The organism is Methylopila capsulata (assembly GCF_016907975.1).
Lineage (GTDB): Bacteria > Pseudomonadota > Alphaproteobacteria > Rhizobiales > Methylopilaceae > Methylopila > Methylopila capsulata.
On the sequence record NZ_JAFBCY010000002.1, the window covers coordinates 624,818 to 645,774 of the forward strand.

15 protein-coding genes are annotated in these 20,957 nt (G+C 72.5%); 10 read left to right on the top strand and 5 right to left on the bottom strand.

What is annotated here, in order from left to right; genetic code table 11:
* Positions 1-2 precede the first annotated feature (2 nt).
* Positions 3-653 (bottom strand): alpha/beta hydrolase, encoded by a 651-nt coding sequence (locus JOD31_RS08700; RefSeq protein WP_204949945.1) that lies wholly within the window; start codon positions 651-653, stop codon positions 3-5.
* Positions 654-878: 225 nt separating this feature from the next.
* Positions 879-1,808 (bottom strand): ring-cleaving dioxygenase, encoded by a 930-nt coding sequence (locus JOD31_RS08705; protein WP_204949946.1) that lies wholly within the window; start codon positions 1,806-1,808, stop codon positions 879-881.
* Between the two features lie 104 nt (positions 1,809-1,912).
* On the opposite strand from JOD31_RS08705, the gene JOD31_RS08710 reads away from it, so the two are divergent.
* A complete protein-coding gene (locus JOD31_RS08710; protein WP_204949947.1) occupies positions 1,913-2,839 on the top strand; it encodes a LysR family transcriptional regulator in 927 nt (308 codons plus the stop codon).
* A 24-nt stretch (positions 2,840-2,863) separates the two neighbouring features.
* Here the strand turns inward: JOD31_RS08710 and JOD31_RS08715 are convergent, their stop codons facing one another.
* A complete protein-coding gene (locus tag JOD31_RS08715; protein WP_204949948.1) occupies positions 2,864-3,859 on the bottom strand; it encodes a cation diffusion facilitator family transporter in 996 nt (331 codons plus the stop codon).
* 194 nt (positions 3,860-4,053) lie between these two features.
* On the opposite strand from JOD31_RS08715, the gene JOD31_RS08720 reads away from it, so the two are divergent.
* Together JOD31_RS08720 and putA are read left to right on the top strand one after the other, a co-directional pair.
* On the top strand, positions 4,054-4,983 hold the full coding sequence (locus JOD31_RS08720; protein WP_204949949.1) for a dihydrodipicolinate synthase family protein: 930 nt from the start codon (positions 4,054-4,056) through the stop codon (positions 4,981-4,983).
* A 75-nt stretch (positions 4,984-5,058) separates the two neighbouring features.
* Entirely contained in the window at positions 5,059-8,736 is a 3,678-nt protein-coding gene (putA, locus tag JOD31_RS08725) for a trifunctional transcriptional regulator/proline dehydrogenase/L-glutamate gamma-semialdehyde dehydrogenase (RefSeq protein WP_204949950.1), read from the top strand.
* A 35-nt stretch (positions 8,737-8,771) separates the two neighbouring features.
* On the opposite strand, the gene hydA is transcribed toward putA, so the two are convergent.
* Positions 8,772-10,181: a dihydropyrimidinase gene (hydA, locus tag JOD31_RS08730; protein ID WP_204949951.1), complete on the bottom strand. Its 1,410-nt coding sequence runs from the start codon at positions 10,179-10,181 to the stop codon at positions 8,772-8,774.
* A gap of 291 nt (positions 10,182-10,472) precedes the next feature.
* Between hydA and JOD31_RS08735 the strand changes: the two genes are divergently transcribed.
* A complete protein-coding gene (locus JOD31_RS08735) occupies positions 10,473-12,338 on the top strand; it encodes a DEAD/DEAH box helicase (RefSeq protein WP_204950421.1) in 1,866 nt (621 codons plus the stop codon).
* A 76-nt stretch (positions 12,339-12,414) separates the two neighbouring features.
* Here the strand turns inward: JOD31_RS08735 and JOD31_RS08740 are convergent, their stop codons facing one another.
* Positions 12,415-12,900: a MarR family winged helix-turn-helix transcriptional regulator gene (locus JOD31_RS08740; protein WP_246482451.1), complete on the bottom strand. Its 486-nt coding sequence runs from the start codon at positions 12,898-12,900 to the stop codon at positions 12,415-12,417.
* A 144-nt stretch (positions 12,901-13,044) separates the two neighbouring features.
* Here JOD31_RS08740 and JOD31_RS08745 point away from each other — a divergent pair, with 144 nt between their 5' ends.
* The 6 genes from JOD31_RS08745 (at position 13,045) to JOD31_RS08770 (ending at position 20,816) form a co-directional block, all read left to right on the top strand.
* On the top strand, positions 13,045-14,331 hold the full coding sequence (locus JOD31_RS08745) for an amidohydrolase/deacetylase family metallohydrolase (protein ID WP_204949952.1): 1,287 nt from the start codon (positions 13,045-13,047) through the stop codon (positions 14,329-14,331).
* Positions 14,328-15,185, top strand: coding sequence for an alpha/beta hydrolase (locus JOD31_RS08750; protein ID WP_204949953.1), 858 nt, complete (start codon positions 14,328-14,330; stop codon positions 15,183-15,185). The genes JOD31_RS08745 and JOD31_RS08750 overlap by 4 nt, the downstream gene beginning before the upstream one ends.
* Positions 15,186-15,253: 68 nt before the next feature.
* Entirely contained in the window at positions 15,254-17,554 is a 2,301-nt protein-coding gene (locus JOD31_RS08755; protein ID WP_246482452.1) for a xanthine dehydrogenase family protein molybdopterin-binding subunit, read from the top strand.
* Entirely contained in the window at positions 17,551-18,429 is an 879-nt protein-coding gene (locus tag JOD31_RS08760; RefSeq protein ID WP_204949955.1) for an FAD binding domain-containing protein, read from the top strand. The genes JOD31_RS08755 and JOD31_RS08760 overlap by 4 nt, the downstream gene beginning before the upstream one ends.
* Positions 18,426-19,646, top strand: a complete 1,221-nt coding sequence (locus JOD31_RS08765) for a xanthine dehydrogenase family Fe-S subunit (RefSeq protein ID WP_204949956.1) — start codon at positions 18,426-18,428, stop codon at positions 19,644-19,646. The genes JOD31_RS08760 and JOD31_RS08765 overlap by 4 nt, the downstream gene beginning before the upstream one ends.
* 12 nt (positions 19,647-19,658) lie before the next feature.
* A complete protein-coding gene (locus tag JOD31_RS08770; protein ID WP_204949957.1) occupies positions 19,659-20,816 on the top strand; it encodes an ABC transporter substrate-binding protein in 1,158 nt (385 codons plus the stop codon).
* The last annotated feature ends 141 nt before the right edge of the window (positions 20,817-20,957 follow it).

Genomic DNA, 20,957 nt, shown 5'->3' on the forward strand with positions numbered 1-20,957 from the left:
GCTTATGACGACGCCGCTGCGACCCGCCCCTCGGCGGCGAGCCGCGCGTACCAGCGCGTCGCCGCCTCGAGGTCCATCCGGGTGAGCCCATGGCTCGCCGGCAGGGTCTCGAGCGTCACCGCCGCGCCCGCCGCGCGCAGCTGCCGCTCCAGCAGGGCGGCGTGCGCGCCCGAGGCGATGGGGTCGAGCGCGCCCGACAGCATCAGCACGGGCGCCGCGTCGAGCTCCGCGGCGGGCGGCGTCGTCAGCGGCGGCATGGCCCGCAGCAGCGCCGCGCCCGCGAGCGTGCCGGGATGCAGCAGCATCACGGCCGCGGCGATGTTGGCGCCGTTGGAGTAGCCGAGCGCGATCGGAGCGGCGATCCCGTAGGCCGTCCGCGCCTCGGCGACGAAGCGGGCGAGGTCGCCCGCCCGGCGGCGGACGTCGTCCTCGTCGAACACGCCTTCGGCGAGCCTGCGGAAGAACCGCGGCGCGCCGCGCTCCAGCACCTGTCCACGGGGGGACAGCAGCGCCGCGCCCGGCGCGATCGCCTCCCCGAGGGCTAGGAGATCGGTCTCGTCGCCGCCGGTGCCGTGCAGCAGCAGCAACGGAGGAAGCCCGGGCCGCGTCGCGGGCCGGTGGACATGCACGAACGAGAGGTCCTGCGCGCTCATGGGCGTCGCTCCTTCGGTTCGGGGAATTTGACGTTTCAGGCTGCGTCCTCCCCTTGCAGGGAGGGCCAGCGTTCGGTGGTTTAGATCGAGCCCTCGCCCGTCCCATGGCCGGCGGGGGGAGCACGCCTTGGCGGAGGAGCTTGATTCTGGGCCACCCCCACCCCTAACCCCTCCCCGCAAGGGGGAGGGGGACCAAGGGGCGCGTCGAGCTTAAAGGCCGCCCTCTCACGCGAGCGCGGGAAGCCGCTCTTCGATCTTCGGCCGCAGCGCCTCGAGGAAGGGCGGCAGCTTCAGCGCCTGGCCGAGCGTCTCCGCCGGCTCGTCGACCGCGAAGCCCGGCGCGTCGGTGGCGATCTCGAACAGCACGCCGCCCGGCTCCCGGAAGTAGATCGAGCGGAAGTAGTTGCGGTCCTTCTGCTCGGTCACGCCGAGGCCGTGCTCGGTCACCAGTCTGCGGGCCATCTCGGCCTGCGCGACGTCGTCCGCCGCCCGGAAGGCGACATGGTGGACGCCGCCGCGACCGGGACGGCCGGGCAGGAAGTCGCCCGCCGCGTGCAGGTCGACGAAGCGGCCGTAGCCCTCGCCGCCGGCGTCGAAGCGGGTGACGCTGCCTTCGCGCCCGACCTCCGTCTGGCCGAACACGTTGGTGAGGATCGCGGCCGTGGGGGCGGCGTCCCTGAGCAGCAGCGTGACGCCGTGGAAGCCGCGGATGGCGTGCTCGGCCGGGATCTTCGCCCCGTCCCAGCCCGGCTCGTTCTCGGCGCCTTCGACGCCGACGAGGGCGAGCGAAAGGCCGTCGTGATCCTTGAACGCGAGCGTGGTTTCGCCGAAGCGGACCACCGGAGCCTCATGGGAGACGGAGGCCTCGACGAAGCGCTGGGTCCAGAAGCCGATCGAGGCGCGCGGCACGCGGAAGGCGGTGCGCGAGGTCTCGCCCACGCCCACCCGGCCGACGGCCGCATGGTCCCAGGGGAAGAAGGTGAGGATCGAGCCCGGGCGACCGGCGTCGTCGCCGTAGTAGAGGTGATAGGTGCCGGGATCGTCGAAGTTGACGGTCTTCTTGACGAGGCGAAGGCCGAGGACGTCCGTGTAGAACCGGACGTTGCGGGCGGCGGGACCGCTGACGGCGGTCACATGGTGCAGGGCGGAGGTCATCGGGTGAGCCTTTCGGGTCCGGCGGTTTGCGTTGGAACGAAAGTACGCACTCCTGTTAGGATCGAAATAGAAACGATTGAAACTGACTGTTTCCAGGATTGATCATGACGACGACCCTCCCGGATTTCGAAGCCTGGGCGATCTTCGCCCGCGTCGCGGCCCGCGGCTCCTTCGCCCGCGCCGCCGAGGAGCTGGCCCTCTCCAAGGCCACGGTGTCGAAGGCCGTGGCGCGGCTTGAGGCGCGGCTCGCAACGCCCCTGCTCCACCGCACCACCCGCCGGCTCTCGCTGACCGAGGCGGGACGCGCCGCCGCCGACAGCGCCGAGCGCATCCTGAAGGCGGGCGAGGCCGCGGAGGCGGAGGCGGTCGCCGGCTCCGCCACGCCCCGCGGGCGGGTGCGGCTCGCGGTCCCGATGTCGTTCGGGATCGCCCATGTGGCGCCGCTGCTGCCGGATTTTTTGGAGGCGCACCCCCAGGTCTCCGTCGACCTCCACCTCGCCGACGCCCAGGTGGACCTGATCGGCGAGGGCTTCGACGTGGCGCTCCGCATCGCCGCGCTGGCGGATTCCCGGCTGAGGGCGCGCCGGCTGTGCGAGGTGCGGCGGCTCGTCGTCGGCGCGCCGGCCTACTTTGCGCGCGCGGGGCGCCCGGAGCACCCGCGCGACCTCGAGGCCCACGCCTGCCTCGGCTACGCCTACCTGCCGGGCTGGGACCGCTGGCGGTTCCTCGACGCCTCCGGCGCGGAGGAGGCCGTGAACGTCACCGGCCCCCTGAGGGCCAACAACGCCGACGCCCTGACGGCAAGCCTGCGCGCCGGCCTCGGCCTCGCGGTGCAGCCGCAGTTCATCGTCCACGACGACCTGGCGTCGGGCCGGCTGGAGGCCGCGCTGCCCGGCTGGTCGCCGCCGCCGATCGCGCTCCACGTGGTGACGCCGCCGGGCGCGTTCCGGCCGGCGCGGGTGACGGCCCTGATCGACTTTCTCGGTCGCCGGCTGACGGCGGCCCCATGGGCGCAGGCGGTCGCCGCGTGACGATCGGCTGAACGCCCCGAAGGCTCACACCGCGTGATCGGGCGCGAAGGCGCAGCGGCCCTGTTCGAGCTCGATCTGGATCGTCGGATGGGCGATCTGGAAGCGCTCGCGCAGCTCGGACGCGAGCGCGCGCATGGGCGCGTCGCCGGGGTGGCCGCCGGGCATGACGAGATGCGCCGTCAGCGCCGTTTCGGTGGTGCTCATCGCCCAGATGTGGAGGTCGTGCACCTCCACGACGCCCGGCCGGGCGGCGAGGAAGGCGCGCACCTGCTCCGGGTCGACGTTCGGGGGCGCGGCGTCGAGCGACATGACGACGCTGTCGCGCAGCAGGCCCCAGGTCCCGACCAGGATCACCACGGCGACGCCGAGGCTGACCATGGGGTCGATCCACTCCCAGCCGGTGGCCAGCACCGCGAGACCCGCGACGATGACGGCCGCGGAGACCGCGGCGTCGGCCACCATGTGGAGGTAGGCGCCCTTGATGTTGATGTCGCCCTTGCGGCCCGACAGGAACAGCAGCGCCGTGCCGCCGTTCACGAGCACGCCGATCGCGGCGACGATGGTCACGGTGAGGCCCGCGACCGGCCGGGGCTCGGCGAAGCGCTCGACCGCCTCCCACACGATGAAGCCGACCGCGAACAGCAGGAACAGCGCGTTGAACAGCGCCGCGAGGATCGAGCTCGCCCGGAGGCCGTAGCTGAAGCGCGCGGACGGCGGCCTCTGCGACAGCACGGACGCGATCCAGGCGACGATCAGCCCCGCGACGTCGAACAGGTTGTGCGCGGCGTCCGCGACCAGCGCGAGCGAGCCGCTGGCGTAGCCGTAGAACGCCTCCACCGCCACGAAGGCCGTGTTGAGCCCGATCCCCAGCGCGAAGGCGCGGCCGAAGGAGGCCGGCGCATGCGTGTGGCCGCCGGGACCATGGGCGTGGCCGGCGTGGGAGCCGGACCGCCCATGGCCATCGTCCTGATGGGACGCGTGGTCGTGGGCGGCGTTGTCGTGGGAGTGAGGGTCGGTCATCGCTTTGAGCCCTGCGGCGCCGGACGGCCGGCGCGATCTCAGGCCCTCGCTTAGCGCCAGACGCCGACGTAACGCTAGAACGGCCCGGTCGGGCCGGGCGGCACGACCGGAGCGCCGACGGCCGCGGCTTCCCGCCCCGACGCGTCCGGGGTATCTCCCCCAGAACGCACGCATCCGCAGACAGGTTTTCCCCCATGCGCCTCACGTCCTCCGCCGCCGGCCTCTTTCCGATCGCGCCGACGCCCTTCACGGCCGACGGGGCGATCGACCACGGCTCGGTGGAGACGCTGATCGCGGCCTATCTCGCGGCCGGCGCGACCGGCGTCACCGTGCTCGGCATCATGGGCGAGGCGCCGAAGCTGGAGCCGGACGAAGCGCTCGACCTCACCGGCCGGTTCATCGACGGCATGCCGGGCCTGCCCGTGATCGTCGGCGTCTCGGCCCCCGGCTTCGCCGCCATGCGCTCGCTCGCCCGCGCCGTGATGGACCGCGGCGCGGCCGGCGTGATGATCGCGCCGCCGCCGGCGCTGCGCACCGACGACCAGATCGTCGGCTACTACGCACAGGCGGTGGAGGCGGTCGGCGCCGACGTCCCGTTCGTCATCCAGGACTATCCCCTGACCCTGACGGTGCAGATGACGCCGAAGGTCATCCGCCGCATCGTCGAGGACAACCCGTCCTGCGCGATGCTGAAGCACGAGGACTGGCCGGGCCTCGAGAAGATCTCGACCCTGCGCGGCTTCCAGGCCGAGGGCTCGATGCGGCCGATCTCGATCCTCACCGGCAACGGCGGCCTGTTCCTCGACTTCGAGATGGAGCGCGGCGCCGACGGCGCGATGACCGGCTACGCCTTCCCCGAGATGCTGGCCGACGTGGTCCGTCTGCAGGCGGAGGGCCGCCGCGACGAGGCCCACGACCTGTTCGACGCCCACCTGCCGCTGCTGCGCTACGAGCAGCAGCAGGGCGTGGGGCTGGCCGTGCGGAAGTACGTGATGATGCGGCGCGGCTTCATCGCCTCCGCCGCCCAGCGCAAGCCGGGCGCGGCGCTGTCCGCCAGGGCGAAGGCCGAGGTGGACTACCTCCTCGCCCGCCTCGCCGCGAAGGACCCGCGCGCCGCGGTCTGAGCCCCCCGCCGCTGGACCCGGCGCCGCGGCGGCCTACCATGGCGGGGGAGACGATCCCCTCCGCCGGAGGCCGCCATGGCCGGGACCATCACGACCGAGACGCCGGCTGGCGCGGAGGGCCCCGTCCGACCGTTCGCGGCGTTCGCTGAAGGGCCGTGGCCGTTAACCCCGCTGCGCGCTTCGGTTAACCGGAATGTTCGCCTTCCGGAAACCCGATGTTTACCTGCGTTGCTCGCCGCGGCCGCGTTGCCTGCGCCGCAGGCGGCCGCCGCGCGCCGCCTCGCGCGCACGCTGGTGGAGGCGCTGCGGGCCAAGGGAACGGCCGGCGGCGTCGCCGGTCTCGTGCAGGAGTACGACCTGTCGAGCCCCGAAGGCGTCGCGCTGATGTGCCTCGCCGAGGCGCTGCTGCGCATTCCCGACGCCGCCACCCGGGACGCGCTGATCCGCGACAAGATCGCGCCGGGCGACTGGCGCGCCCACCTCGGCCACAGCCCCTCGCTGTTCGTGAACGCGGCGACCTGGGGGCTGGTCGTCACCGGCCGGCTGGCGGCGCCGTCGACCCAACAGGGTCTGGGCTCCGCGCTGACGCGGCTCGTGGCGCGCGGGGGCGAGCCCCTGATCCGCAAGGGCGTCGACCTCGCGATGCGGATGATAGGCGAGCGCTACGTCACCGGCGAGACCATCGAGCGGGCGCTCGCCAACAGCCGCCGCATGGAGGCGAACGGGTTCCGCTACTCCTTCGACATGCTGGGCGAGGCGGCGATGACGGCGGCGGACGCCGACCGCTACCGCGCCGACTACCGCAGCGCCATTGACGCGATCGGCGCCGCCGCGAATGGACGCGGCGTCTATGACGGCCCCGGCGTGTCCATCAAGCTCTCGGCCCTGCACCCGCGCTACGCCCGCAGCCAGCGCGACCGCGTGGTCTCGGAACTTCTCCCACGCGTTCAAGGGCTTGCGGTCCAGGCCCGCAGCTTCGACGTCGGCCTCAACATCGACGCCGAGGAAACCGACCGGCTCGACCTGTCGCTCGACGTGCTGGAGGCCCTCGCCCGCGACCCCGCGCTTCAGGGCTGGGACGGCCTCGGCTTCGTGGTCCAGGCCTACCAGAAGCGCGCGCCGTTCGTGCTCGACCTCGTCATCGATCTTGCCCGCCGCACGGGGCGGCGGTTGATGGTGCGGCTGGTGAAGGGCGCCTACTGGGACAGCGAGATCAAGCGCGCGCAGGTCGACGGCCTCGACGATTTTCCCGTTTTCACCCGCAAGGTCCACACCGACGTCTCCTACCTCGCCTGCGCCGCCAAGCTGCTCAAGGCGAGGGACGCCGTGTTCCCCCAGTTCGCCACCCACAACGCCCAGACGGTCGCCGCCATCCACGCCATGGCCGGGCCGGACTTCCGCGTCGGCGACTACGAGTTCCAGTGCCTGCACGGCATGGGCGAGCCGCTCTACGAGGAGGTGGTGGGTCCCGACAAGCTCGGCCGCCCCTGCCGGATCTACGCCCCCGTCGGCGCCCACGAGACGCTGCTCGCCTATCTCGTCCGCCGCCTGCTGGAGAACGGCGCCAACTCCTCCTTCGTGCATCAGGTGGCCGACCCGGAGACGCCGGTCGAGGCTCTGATCGCCGATCCGGTCGCGGAGGCCAGCTCCGTCTCGCCGCTCGGCGCGCCGCATCCCGCCATTCGCCGGCCGCGAGACATCTATCCCGACCGCCCGAACAGCGCCGGCCTGGATTTCGCGGACGAACGCGTCCTGGCCGAGCTTTCGCACTCTCTCAGCGCCGGCGCCGACCATCGCTGGCGCGCGGAGCCGCTGCTTGCAGACGGCGAGGCCGAGGGAACCAGCGTTGCCGTGACCAACCCGGCCGACCGGCGCGACATCGTCGGCCATGTGGTTGAGGCGAGCGCTGACGTGATCGAACGAGCGCTTGTGGATGCGGAGGCTGAGGCCGACGCCTGGGCGCAGACGCCCGGAGGCGAGCGCGCCCGGCGCCTCGTCCGCGCGGCGGATCTGCTCGAAAGCCGGCGCGACACGCTGATCGGCCTGCTCATCCGCGAGGCCGGGAAGACGGCGGCGAACGCGGTCTCGGAGATCCGCGAGGCGGCGGACTTCCTGCGGTACTACGCAGGGCGGGCGCAGGCGTTCGATCCGGCGACTCATGTCCCGCTCGGTCCCGTCGCCTGCATCAGCCCATGGAATTTTCCGCTGGCGATCTTCCTGGGGCAGGTTGCGGCCGCGCTCGCCGCCGGCAACGTGGTTCTGGCGAAGCCGGCCGAGGAGACGCCGCTGGCGGCCGCCGAGGCCATTCGCATCCTGCGTGAGGCGGGCGTTCCCGCCGCCGCGGTCCAGCTATTGCCCGGTCCCGGCGAGGTCGGCGCAACGCTCGTCGGCGACGCGCGGGTGCGCGGCGTGCTGTTCACCGGCTCGACCGCGGTCGCAAGATCCATCGCCACGACGCTGGCCGAGCGGCTCAACCCGGACGGATCTCCGGTCCCGCTGGTCGCCGAGACCGGCGGCCAGAACGCGCTCGTCGCGGATTCCTCCGCCCTGCTGGAGCAGTTGACCGCCGACGTGATCGCCTCCGCCTTCGACAGCGCCGGCCAGCGCTGCTCGGCGCTCCGCGTGCTGTGCCTGCAGGAAGAGATCGCCGACCGCGCGCTCGCCATGCTGAAGGGCGCGATGGCGGAGCTGCGCGTGGGTCCGCCCGACCGGCTCGCGACCGACGTCGGCCCTGTGATCTCGGCGGACGCGCGGGAGCGGATCGAGGCCCATGTGGCGGCGATGCGCGCGGCGGGGCGACCGGTCCACCGCCGTGAGTTGCCGGCCGCCTGCGCCCACGGAGACTTCGTCGCGCCGACGCTGATCGAGCTCGAAGGCGTCGGGGAGTTGACGGAGGAGGTGTTCGGCCCCGTGCTGCACGTCGTCCGCTTCGCGCCAAGCGACGCCGAGCGGACGATCGAGGCTGTGAACGCGACCGGCTACGCGCTCACCTTCGGCGTCCACACGCGGATCGACGAGCGGGCGGCCGACGCCGCGGGCTTGAGCGCCGCCGGCAATGTCTACGTCAACCGCAACATCGTCGGCGCTGTCGTGGGCGTCCAGCCCTTCGGCGGCCATGGGCTTTCGGGCACCGGGCCGAAAGCCGGCGGCCCCCTCATCCTGCGGCGCCTCCTTGCGGCCTGCCCCGCGGAAACGGGGCTGCCGAAGGGCGCGCCGGACCCGGCCGCCGTCGCCTACACAACGTGGTTGCGCGCCATGGGCTGGAACGCCGCCGCGGGCGAGGTAGAGGACGCGATCGCGCGGAGCCCGCTCTGCGTCGAGATCGAGCTTCCCGGCCCGGTCGGCGAGCGGAACGTCTACAGCCTGAAGGGTCGTGGCGACCTGCTCTGCGCGGGACCGGACGACGCCGCTCAGCTGGCGCAGATCGGCGTGGCGCTGGCCGCCGGCGCGCGCGCGATCCTCCCGAAGCCGCTTCCGTCCAGTCTTCCCGCCGCGCTGGAGACTCGCATCATGGGCCGCGGCAGTCTCGCCGCCGTCTTCGCCGCCCTGTTCGATGGCGGCCCCGACGAGCTCGTCGAGCTGAACCGTTCGCTCTCGCAGCGTCCGGGTCCGAACGTCCAGGTCCACGTGCCCCGGCTCGACCCGACCACCGGCCGCCGGGCCTACCCCATCGAGTTCCTGCTTGCTGAACGCAGCCTCAGCGTCAACACCACCGCAGCCGGCGGCAACGCCAGCCTGATGGCGCTTGACTAGCTCGTGCGGATGGTCACCCGCCTGACCTGACGCCCTCACCCTCCGCGCGGCGTGGCGTAGGCCGAGCGCGCGCGGGCCACGTGGCGGCCGTGGGCCTTGGCGCCCACAAGCTCGCCGTCGCGCACCACAGGCCGTCCGCGGACGATGGTCGTCACCGGCCAGCCCTTCACGGAGATGCCCTCGTAGGGCGTATAATCCGAGCCGTGGTGCAGCCCGCTCTGGCGGATCGTGACCTCGCGCTCCGGGTCCCAGATCGCGATGTCGGCGTCCATGCCGATCGCGATCGAGCCCTTTGTCGTGAGGCCGTACATGCGGGCGTGGTTCGTCGCCGACAGCGCCACGAACTGCTGCAGCGTGATGCGCCTCTTGCCCACGCCCTCCGAGAACAGGATCGGCAGGCGGGTCTCGACCCCCGGGATGCCGTTCGGCACCCAGCGGAAGCTGGTGCGGCCCTTGGGGTTCAGCTTGCCGGCGGGGTCGTCGTAGCGGAAGGGGCAGTGGTCGGAGGAGAACACGTCGAACACGCCCTGCTGCAGCCCCTCCCAACAGGCCTGCTGGTGCGCCGCGTCCCGCGGCGGCGGGCTGCAGACGTACTTGGCGCCCTCCATGTTGAGCCCGTCCATGTCCTTCTCGGTGAGCACGAGATACTGCGGGCAGGTCTCGCCGTAGACCTTGAGCCCCCGCCGGCGGGCCCGCGAAATCTCCTCCATCGCCTCGCGGTTCGAGACGTGGACGATGAGCACCGGCACGTCGACGAGCTCAGCCAAGCTGATCGCCCTGTGGGTCGCCTCGCGCTCCACCGGGATCGGCCGCGAGGGGCCGTGGAAGAACGGCGCGGTCTTGCCCGCCCGCTCCAGCCGGTCGGCGAGGAAGCGGATGGCGTCGTTGTTCTCGGCGTGGACCATGACCAGCGCGCCGGTCTCGCGCGCGGTCGCCATCACCTCCAGCATCTCGCGGTCGTTCAGGGCGAGGCCCTCGTAGGTCATGAAGACCTTGAACGAGGTGTAGCCGTCCTCGATCAGCGCCGGCAGGTCCTGGCCGAGCGTCTGGGCGTTCGGCTCCGAGACGATCAGGTGGAAGCTGACGTCGACATAGGATTGGCCGTCCGCCTTCGCGTGGTAGGCGGCGAGCGTGGTGCGCAGCGGCGTGCCGCGCTCCTGCAGCACGAAGGGCATCACCGCGGTGTTGCCGCCGAAGGCCGCGGATCGGGTCGCGCTTTCGAAGTCGTCGGCCATCACGATGCCCTCGCCGCTGGGCTGGGCGATGTGGACGTGGCTGTCGATGCCGCCCGGCAGCACGAGCTTGTTCGAAGCGTCGATCACCTCCGCCGCCGCGCCGAGATCGAGCCCCAGCGCGACGATCGTTCCGTCGCGCACGCCGACGTCGGCGCGGAACGTGTCCGCCGCCGTCGCGACCGTCCCGCCCTTGATGATGAGATCGAGCATTGGGTCTCCTGTTGCAGCTTCGAACGTTGCGTTCCGGACCGACGCCCAAAGGTCGTGCGACGCGGCCGCAGACGCGGAGGCAAGCTTCGTGCTCGGACGGGTCCGAGGCCTCGCGTCGCCGCGCGTGGCGACGCCATTCTCCAGCGAGGATCTGACCTGCGGCGGGGGCCATGGCGTTTCAAGTAGAAAAAGGCTATGAGGGCGCCAATCCCATCATCGTCCACGGACGCTGCGGGCCGTGACGTGCGGCCCCTTCCGCCGCGCGCCCATCGAAAGCGACCCCCCTTGACCATGCCGTTCGCCGCCTCCCCGCTCGCGCAGGCTCTCGCCGAGCGCGGCTACGTCGATCTCACCCCCGTGCAGCATGCGGTGCTGGCCGATGCGGTGCGCGGTCGCGACCTGCTGGTTTCGGCGCAGACGGGCTCGGGCAAGACGGTGGCCTACGGCCTCGCGCTGGGCGACACGCTGCTGGACGACGCGGGCGCCATCAACGCCGCGGGCGCGCCGGTCGCTCTGGTCGTGGCCCCCACCCGCGAACTCGCCATGCAGGTCGAGCGCGAGCTGCGCTGGCTCTACGCCAAGACCGGCGCGCGCGTCGTCGCCTGCGTCGGCGGCATGGACCCGCGCGCGGAGCGCAAGCGTCTCGAGATGGGCTGCCACATCGTCGTGGGCACCCCCGGCCGCCTGCTCGACCACATCCAGCGCCGCGCGCTCGTGCTCGACGGCCTGAAGGCCGTGGTGCTCGACGAAGCGGACGAGATGCTCGACCTCGGCTTCCGCGAGGACCTCGAGGCGATCCTCGAGTCGGCGCCGGCCGAGCGCCGCACGCTGCTGTTCTCCGCGACGATCCCCTCCGACATCGTGGCGATCGCCCGCCGCTTCCAGCGCGACGCCGCCCGCGTCGAGACCGCGGGCCCCGAGCGCGGCCACGCCGACATCGAGCACCGCGCCGTGCGCGTGCTGCCCCGCGAGATCGGCGCCGCCGTCGTCAACCTGCTGCGCCAGGCCGATGCGCCCGCCGCGATCGTGTTCTGCGCCACCCGCGAGGCGGTGCGCCGCCTGCACGCGACGCTGTCCGAGCGCGGCTTCCCCGCCGTGCTGATGTCGGGCGAGCTCAGTCAGAACGAGCGCAATCGCGCCCTGCAGGAGCTGCGCGACGGGCGCGCCCGCGTCTGCGTCGCGACCGACGTCGCCGCCCGCGGCATCGACCTGCCCAGCATCACGCTCGTGATCCACGCCGACCTGCCGCACGACGCCGAGGTGTTCCAGCATCGCTCCGGCCGCACCGGCCGCGCGGGCCGCAAGGGCGTCAGCGTCCTGCTGGTGCCGCCGTCGCGCCGCCGCAAGGCCGAGACCATGATGGTCGACGCCGGCGTGGTCCCGACCTGGAGCGCCGCGCCCACCGCCGAGGAGATCCACGCCCTCGACCAGAAGCGCCTGCTCGCCGACCCGGCGCTCACCGAACAGCCGACCCCCGAGGACATCGCCCTCGCGCACATGCTGATGGCGCACAAGTCGCAGGAGGAGATCGCGGTGGCGCTCGCCCGCCTGCACCGCGCCCGCCTGCCCGCCCCCGAGGACGTCACCGACCCCGGCGAGCGCCAGGCGCCGCCGCGCGAGCGCGTGCGCGACAACGGCCGCCCGGCCTACGATCCCGTGCGCTCCGACCGCGAGCCGGCTTCCGAGCGTCGCGGCCCGTTCGGCGAAGGCGTGTGGTTCCGGCTCGCCGTCGGCCGTCGCCAGAACGCCGATCCGAAGTGGCTGCTGCCGCTGATCTGCCGCCGCGGCGGCGTGACCCGTGACGACATCGGGGCGATCCGCATCTTCGACGCCGAGACCAAGGTCGAGATCGCCGTCGGCGCCGCGGAGAGCTTCGCCGCCTCGGCCCTTGGGGCCGAGAAGAACGACGTAGCGATCACGCGCGCCCAGCTTTCGGGACCCCGTCCCGATGTCGAGACCCCGCGCGAGCCGCGCCCGGCGAAGCCCTACGGGCACGCGCCGAAGCACGCCGCGCCCCGCCCCCGCGGCGCTTCCGACCATCCGCGCGGCCCCTCCGACCACCGCCGCGCCGAGGCCCCGGCCGGCGCTGGAAAGCCGCAGAAGCGCTTCGCCAAGGGCAACCGCGCCGGCGCGCCGGGCGGCCACGGCCCGCGCTGAACGCAGCTTGGACCCGAGGCGGCGCACCGAGCGCCGCCTCTTCGGCGCCCTGATTTAGGTCAACGCGCGCCCAAAATCAGAGCACGACAGCGTCGCGACGTCCGCCATGGGCGTCGACGATGCGCTTGAGGTAGCCGACGAAGGCGTCACGCTCGTCGGCGTCCAGCGCGGCCACCGTCTCCTCGTGCGCGCGCCGCGCGGCGTCCTCCATCTCGGCCAGCAGCACCTCCCCTTCCGGCGTCATCCGGCAGACCTGCGCGCGCCGGTCCGCGGGCGAGGTCACGCGCTGAACGAGACCCCGCGCCTCCAAGCGTTTCAACGCTCCGGTGGTCGTCGTGCGGTCGAGCGCGACGGCGCGCGCAAGCGTCGTCTGGTCCGCGGTTTCGCAGTCCGCCAGCGCGCACAGCAGGCTGTACTGCAGCGGCGTCAGGCGCGACGCGGCGCACCGTTCGCTGAACAGGCTCACGTGAATCTGGTGCAGCCGCCGCGCCAGGAAGCCCGGACGCTCCATCAGCGGCCAATTTTCATTGGACGTATCTGAAATCACGTCGTTTTTCGCCATTCGATCCTCGACTTGCCCGCGCCGCGGGACGGCCTCCGCCTGACCGACGCCCTGCATCTGGCATGCCGCGTGCATGAGATTACGAAGCATACTTCGCTTTTTCAGGCGCGCCATCATCCGGCGCGGGCGTTCGAGGAGGACACCATGGTCGAACCGACGGGATACGATCTGCTGCTGAAGGGCGGCCGGGTCATCTGCCCGGCGACCGGCGTCGACGGCATCCGCGACGTGGGCGTCCGCGGCGGCCGCATCGCGGCGGTGGCGGACGCGATCCTGCCGACGAGCGCGGCCCAGACCGTCGACGTCTCCGGCAAGCTCGTGCTCCCGGGCCTGATCGACACCCACGGCCACATCTACCAGTACGTCACCGGCCGCTTCGGCCTCGACCCCGACATGGTGGGCGTGCGCTCGGGCGTCACCACCGTGGTGGACCAGGGCGGCCCGTCCTGCATGACGCTGCCGGGCTTCCGCCACTTCATCGCGGAGCGGTCCGAGACCAACGTGCTCTGCTTCCTGTCCGCCTATCTCGTCGGCGGCCTCGAAGGCCACTTCTATCCCAACCTCTACAGCCCCGACGGCGTCGACATCGACGCGACCGTGCGCTCGGCCGTCGCCAACCGGGACCTGGTGCGCGGCATCAAGGGCCACGCCGAGATCGGCGGCTTCGCCCGCTGGGGCATCAAGGTCATGGAGATGGCGGCCGAGATCGCCCGCCGCGCGGAGATCCCGCTCTACGTGCACTTCGGCCAGCTGTGGGGCCTGCCGGAGAGCGGAGCCAACGGCGAGGACGCCGACACCATCCTCGAGCGCGTCATTCCGCTGCTGAAGGAAGGCGACGTGCTCGCCCACCCCTTCACCCGCCACCCCGGCGGCTTCGTGAACGCGGAAGGCGAACTGCACCACGTTCTCCAGGCGGCGATCGACCGCGGCCTGACGGTCGACGTCGGCCACGGCAGCCACTTCTCTTACCGCCTGGCCAAGATGGCGCTCGCCGCCGGCGTCGTGCCCCACACGCTGGGCGCCGACATGCACGGCTACAACACCCAGGTGCCCGAGATCCCCGCCCCGGCCGGCACGCCGGAGGAGCATGCGGACGACGAGAACCATCCGTTCAAGGGCCAGGCGCGCTTCAGCCTCACCCAGGCGATGAGCTCGATGATGACGCTCGGCCTGCCGCTCGACTACGTGGTGAAGATGGTCACGACCCACCCGGCGAAGATGCTCGGGATGGAGGACAGCCTCGGCTCGCTCGCCGTCGGGCGCGTCGCCGACGTGTCGGTGCTGGACGACGTCCGCGGCCGTTTCGTGCTGCGCGACAACGAGGATTACCGCGTCATCGCCGAGCGCCTGCTGCAGCCGGCCTTCTGCCTCCGCGCCGGCAAGCGCTTCGACGCCGACAGCCCGATCCTCCCGCAGGCGATCGCGGCGTGATCGCCGCCTCGGCCCCCGCGCCGCAGGAGGTCTGGGACACGCTGTCCCAGGACCAGCGCGACGCGGCCTACAACAACAACGCGGCCGTGCCGACCAGCGCGGCCTGGGTCGCGGCGCGCGACGTCGCGGCGCCGGCGTTCCGGGCGGCGCATGCGGCGAAGCTCGACGTGGCCTACGGCCCGAAGCCCCGGCAGGCCTTCGACCTCTACCCCGCGGCCGACCCCGACGCCCCTTGCCTCGTCTTCATCCACGGCGGCTACTGGCAGAAGAACTCGCGCGAGGTCTTCGCGCATTACGCCCAGGGCGCGCTCGACGCCGGCTGGGCGGTCGCGATGCCGAGCCACACGCTTGCGCCGGACGCGAGCCTCACCGAGATCGTGGCCGAGCTCGGCTCCGCGCTCGACTGGCTCGCCCGCGACGGCCGGACCCTCGGGGTCGGCGGCCGCATCGTGCTCTCCGGCTGGTCGGCGGGCGGGCACCTCGTCGCCATGCTGCTCGGTCATTCCGCCGTAGCGGCCGGCCTTGCGATCTCCGGCGTCTACGAGCTGGCGCCGATCCGCGACACCTTCCTCAACGCCGCGCTGAAGCTCACCGACGACGAGATCGCGACGCTCTCCCCGCTCCGCCTGCCGGTGACGCAAAAGCCGCTCGCGATCGCCTACGGCACGGCGGAAGTGCCGGCGCTGATCCATGACTCGCTGGCGCTGCACGCGAAGCGGACGGAGGCCGGCGCGGCGGGCGCGCTGATCCCGATCGAGGGCGCCGACCACTTCTCCATCCTCGACGGCCTGCTGAGCGCCGACGGCGTTCTGGTGAAGGCCGCGCAGGACGCATTCGCCGAGGCCACGTCGTGAGCGGCGGCCGCGCGCCCTTGAGCGAAGGCGTCGGCGCGCGGCTGCCGCGCAAGGAAGACGACCGCCTGATGCGCGGGCGCGGCGAGTATGTCGGCGACATCCGCATGGCGGGGATGCAGGACGTCGCCTTCGTCCGCAGCCCGCTGGCGCACGCCCGCATCCGCGCGATCCACGTGCCGGAGGATTGCCGCGGCCGGGTGTTCACCGCCGCCGACCTCGACGGCGTAAAACCGATCCGCGCGGTCTCCGGCCTGCCCGGCTTCAAGGTCTCCGAGCAGCCGCCGCTCGCCGTCGACAAGGTGCGGCAGGTCGGCGAACTGCTCGCGATCTGCGTCGCGCCCACGCGCGCAGAAGCCGAGGACCTCGCCACACGGGTGACGCTCGATCTCGAAGAGCTCCCGGCGCTGCACGACATGCTGGCCGCCCGCGAGCCCGGCGCGGCGCTCGTCCACGAGCACTGGGGCGACAACGTCTATCTCGAGACCAACGTCAACATCGGGATCGAGGCCGCGTTCGACGCGCCGATCAAGGTGTCGCGCACGATCTCCACCGGCCGGCAGTGCATGGCGCCGATCGAAGGCCGCGGCGCCGTGGTCCATCTCGACCGCAGGCTCGACCAGCTCGTGGTCCACACCGCGAGCCAGATGCCGCACATCGTGCGCACCGGCCTGTCGGAGTGCCTCGGGCTGGAGCAGGGGCGCGTCCGCATCGTCTCGCCCGACGTCGGCGGCGGCTTCGGCTACAAGGCGATCCTGCTTGCGGAAGAGGTCTGCCTCGGCTGGCTGGCGCTGCGCTGCGGCCACCCCGTGCGCTGGCTGGAGGACCGCCGCGAGCACCTGACCGCGAACGCGAACTGCCGCGAGCACCACTACGAAATCACGGTCTACGCCGAGCGCGACGGCACCATCCGCGGCGTGGACTGCGAGGCGACCGTCGATAGCGGCGCCTACTCCGCCTATCCGTTCTCCGCCTGCCTCGAGGCCGCGCAGGTCGCGAGCATCCTGCCCGGCCCTTACGACTTCCCGGCCTACCGCTGCCGCACCTGGTCGGTCGCCACCAACAAATGCCCGATCCTGCCCTACCGCGGGGTGGCGCGCACCGGCGTCTGCTTCGCGCTGGAGCTCGCGCTCGACGCCGTCGCGGCCGAAGCCGGGCTCGCGCCCGAGGTCGTACGGCTGAAGAACCTCGTGCGGCCCGAGAAGATGCCGTTCGACAACATCACCAAGAAGCACTTCGACAGCGGCGACTATCCGGAGGCGCTGACCCGCGCTGTGGCGGCGATCGACGCCGCGGGCGTCCGCGCCCGGCAGGCGGCCGGCGAGGCGGACGGACGGCGCATTGGGCTGGGCCTCTCGATCTACTGCGAGCAGGCCGCCCACGGCACCTCGGTCTACTCCGGCTGGGGCATCCCGATGGTGCCGGGCCACGAGCAGGCCGGCGCCCGCCTCACGCCCGACGGCGGGCTGGAGCTGCGGATCGGCGCGCACTCCCACGGCCAGGGGCTCGAGACGACGCTGGCGCAGGTGGCGCACGAGGTGCTGGGCGTGCCGGTCGCCCGCACCCGCCTCGTCCACGGCGACACCGCGATGACGCCCTATTCCACCGGCAGCTGGGGCTCCCGCGTCATGGTGATGGCCGGCGGCGCGGTCGCGACCGCCTGCGCGGAGCTCGCCGAGCGCGCCCGCCTGATCGGCGCCCACCTGCTGCAGGCGGACCCCGCGGACGTGCGCTTCGAGGCCGGGCGCGTCGTCGGGCCCGCCGGCGACGTCGGCCTGCCCGAGATCGCCCGCATCTGGTACCTGCGCCCGCAGGACCTGCCCGCCGACGTCAACCCCGGTGGCCTCGAGGTCACCGCCGGCTACAAGCCGCAGCGCGACAGCGGCACCTTCAGCTACGCGGCCCATGCCGTGGTGCTCGCGGTCGACCCCATGCTCGGCGAGGTCGAGATCCTCGACTACGTCATCGTCGAGGACGGCGGCGTGCTCGTGAATCCCATGGTGGTGGACGGCCAGATCTTCGGCGGCCTGGCGCAGGGGATCGGCACCGCGCTGCTGGAGGAGATGCCGTTCGACGAGGCGGGGCAGCCGCTCGCCTCCACGCTCGCGGACTACCTGCTGCCGGGCGCCTGCGAGGTTCCGGCCCCGCGCGTGGACCACATGGAGACCCCCTCCCCCTACACCCGCTTCGGCGTGAAGGGCATCGGCGAAGGCGGGGCGATCGCGCCGCCGGCCGCGATCGTCAACGCCATCAACGACGCGCTCCGTCCGCTGGGCGCCCAGGTTCTCCGCTCGCCGGCGACCCCGCGGCGCATCGTCGAGGCCGTGCTCGCCGCCCGCGGCGCGCCCGAGATGACGAGGGACGCGGCATGAAGCCCGCCCGCTTCGCCCTCGAGCGGCCACGGGATCTCGCCGCAGCGCTTGCTCTCCTCGCTCAGACCCCGGGCGCCGCCAAGGTGATGGCCGGCGGCCAGTCGCTCGGGCCGATGCTGAACCTGCGGCTGGCCGAACCCGAGCTCATCGTCGACGTCTCCGGCGTCGCGGAGCTGCGCCACGCCGGCCGCGACGGCGACGCGATCGTCTACGGCTGCTGCGTCACCCACGCCGACATCGAGGACGGTCGCGCGCCGGACGTCGGGCCGAACGTCATGGCGCGCGTCGCCTCCGGCATCGCCTACCGCGCGGTGCGCAACCGCGGCACGATCGGCGGCAGTCTGGCTCACGCCGACCCGGCCGCCGACTGGCTGTCCTCGCTGTCCGCGCTCGGCGCCGAGGTGGAGATCGCGGGTCCCTCGGGCCGCCGCCGGCTTACGCTGCCGGCGTTCGTCACCGGCGCGCTGTCTACCGCGCTCGCCGCCGACGAAATTCTTGTCGGCGTGCGCGTTCCCGTCATGAACCCGTCGTCGCGGTTCGGATACGTGAAGCACTGCCGCAAGGTCGGCGAGTTTGCTCATGCGATCGGCGCCGTGCTGATCGACCCTGAGACCGCAACAGGACGCGCCGTCTTCGGCGCCGTCGAGGCGCCCCCCGTCGTCGTCGACGACGCGCGCGTCCTGTTCGGCGGCCGCATCCGCCCCGCCTTCGCCGCCGATTTCGACGCCCCCGCCGCCGACGGCGCGCTGGCCCGCGCCGGGATGGCCGACGCCGTCGACCGCCACATCCACGTCGAAGTGCTGCGCCGCGCCGCCGCGCAGGCCTACGCGCTCTTAGGCTCGCCTTCGCGACCCGACGTCAGGAGCGCCGCATGAACGCGCCCGTCCGCCCGCCGCGCGTCAACGTCGCGCTCGCCGTCAACGGCCGTGCGGTCGCGGTCGAGGTCGAGCCGCGTACGCATCTGGCCGACGCGCTGCGCGAGGAGCTGAACCTCGCAGGCACGCACCTCGGCTGCGAGCATGGCGTCTGCGGCGCGTGCACGGTGCTGCTCGACGGCGAGCCCGCCCGGGCCTGCCTCAGCTTCGCCGCGGCCTGCGAAGGCGCCGACGTCACCACCATCGAGGGCCTCGACGACGACGCGATCGCGACGGAACTGCGCGCGGCCTTCAACCGCGAGCACGCCCTGCAGTGCGGCTTCTGCACCCCGGGCATGATAGTCGCGGCGCGGGACCTTGTGCTTCGCCTGCCCGAGGCGGACGAGCGCCGGATCCGGCTGGGCCTCGCCGGAAATCTCTGCCGCTGCACCGGCTATGTCGGCATCGTGCGGGCGATCCAGAGCGTCATTTCCGACCGCCGCGCCAAGGGCTTGGGCCCGACCACCGGCGAGCGCGGGCTCGGCCCGGTCGGGGCCCGGACCGGATCGTCGAGCGCCCGCGCGCCGGTCGCGGCGACCCAGACGACGGGCGTCGCGGCGTCGACCGCAGTCGCGGTCCCGGCGGACTTCCGTCCCGCGCACAGCTTCGACCAGAGCTTCGAGGTCGGCTTTCCGCCCGAGCAGGTGTTCGCCTTCTTCGGGCGCGTGGAGGAGGTCGCGGCCTGTTTGCCGGGCGCCGTGGTGACCTCCGTCCCCTCTCCGGAGCGGGTCGAGGGCGGCATGCGGGTCAAGCTCGGGCCGATCTCCGCCACCTTCCGCGGCGCGGCCGACGTCGCGCGGGACGAGGCCGCACGCGAGGGCCGCATCCGCGGCGCGGGCGCCGACGGCCGGTCCGGCGCGCAGGGCGAAGTGCGCTACCGGGTTAACGCGGGGTCAACGCCGGGTTCATCGCAGGTGAACCTGACGGTCGGTTACGCCCTCAAGGGCCCGCTCGCCCAGTTCGGCCGCCCCGGCCTCGTGCGCGACGTCGCCGCCCGCCTCGTCGCCGAGTTCGCGGCGAACCTCGAAGCCCGGCTCGCCGGGCGCCCCGCCGCGGTCGACGCCGCGGCGCCCGCCCTCAATCCTTTGCGGCTCGCGTTCGACCTCGTCCGAGGCCGGATCGCCGCATGGTTTCGCCGCGTGGCCCGCAGGGGCGACGCATCCACGCCCCGTTCCTGACAGGAGACGGCGATGTCGACGACCACACGCCTTGCCTCGCTTGCCGCATTGACCCTCGCGCTGATGGCGGGTCCGGCCGTCGCCGCCGACACCATCAAGATCGGCGTCAACGAGCCGCTGACGGGCGCCTTCGCCGCCTCCGGCACCTATGTCGTCAACGGCGCCAAGATCGCGGCCGACGAGATCAACGCCAAGGGCGGCGTGCTCGGCAAGAAGATCGAACTCGTGATCGAGGACAACAAGTCGAACCCGACCGAGGCGGCCGCGGTCGCGGAGAAGCTCATCACCAGCGACAAGACGCCGGTGCTGATGGGCGCCTGGGGCTCCAGCCTGACGCTCGCCGTCATGCCGAAGCTCGAGGAGTACGAGGTGCCGATGCTGGTGGAGACCTCCTCCTCCGGCAAGATCACCACGTCGGGCAACCCCTTCGTGTTCCGCATCTCGCCGCCGTCGGCGCTCGAGGCCGCGTCCTTCGCGCCGATGGTCAAGAAGATCGGGCTGAAGAAGGTCGACTTCCTCGTCATCAACAACGACTGGGGCCGCGGCGCCGCCGGCGACTTCGCCAAGATGCTGAAGGCCGAGGGCGTCGAGGTCGGGCTGACCGAGACCATGGACCAGGCGGCGCAGGACATGAGCGCCCAGCTCTCCAAGCTCAAGAGCTCCGACGCCGACACCATCATGATGACGACCTCGGTCGACCAGCTGACCCTGCTGTTCAAGCAGATGGCGGCGCTCGGCATCAAGAAGCGCGTCATCACCACCGGCGGCTCGCAGAACCCGGACCAGATCATCGCGCAGGCGGGCGCGGCGGCGGAGGGCACCATGCACCTCACCACGTTCCTGCCTTGGGCGCCCGAGAAGACCCCGGACCCGGCGGCGACCAAGTACTTCCTCGCCGAGTGGAAGGCCCGCGGCCATCAGTTCGCCGGCGCGACCGAGAGCTTCCGCGGCTACGACGGCATCCGCTCCATCGCCGCCGCGATCGAGAAGGCCGGCTCGGCCGAGCCCGCCGCGATCACCAAGGCCTTCTGGGACGTGAAGATGACCGGCCTCAACGGCCCGATCGCCTTCGCCAAGTCCGGCCCCGAGGGCAAGGAGAGCGGCCAGAGCAAGCCCACCGTCTACCTCATCAAGATCGCCGACGGCGCGGTCAGCGAAGTCGCGCTGTAGCCGGAAACTCCGGCCGCCGGCCCCCTCACCCGGGGGCTGGCGCCCCCGACCTCTCCCCGCCGGGGAGAGGTGAAGGCCCGCGCCCGGCTCAAAACGCTTGAAGACGGAGCCGCAGCGCGCCTCTCCCCGGTGGGAGAGGTC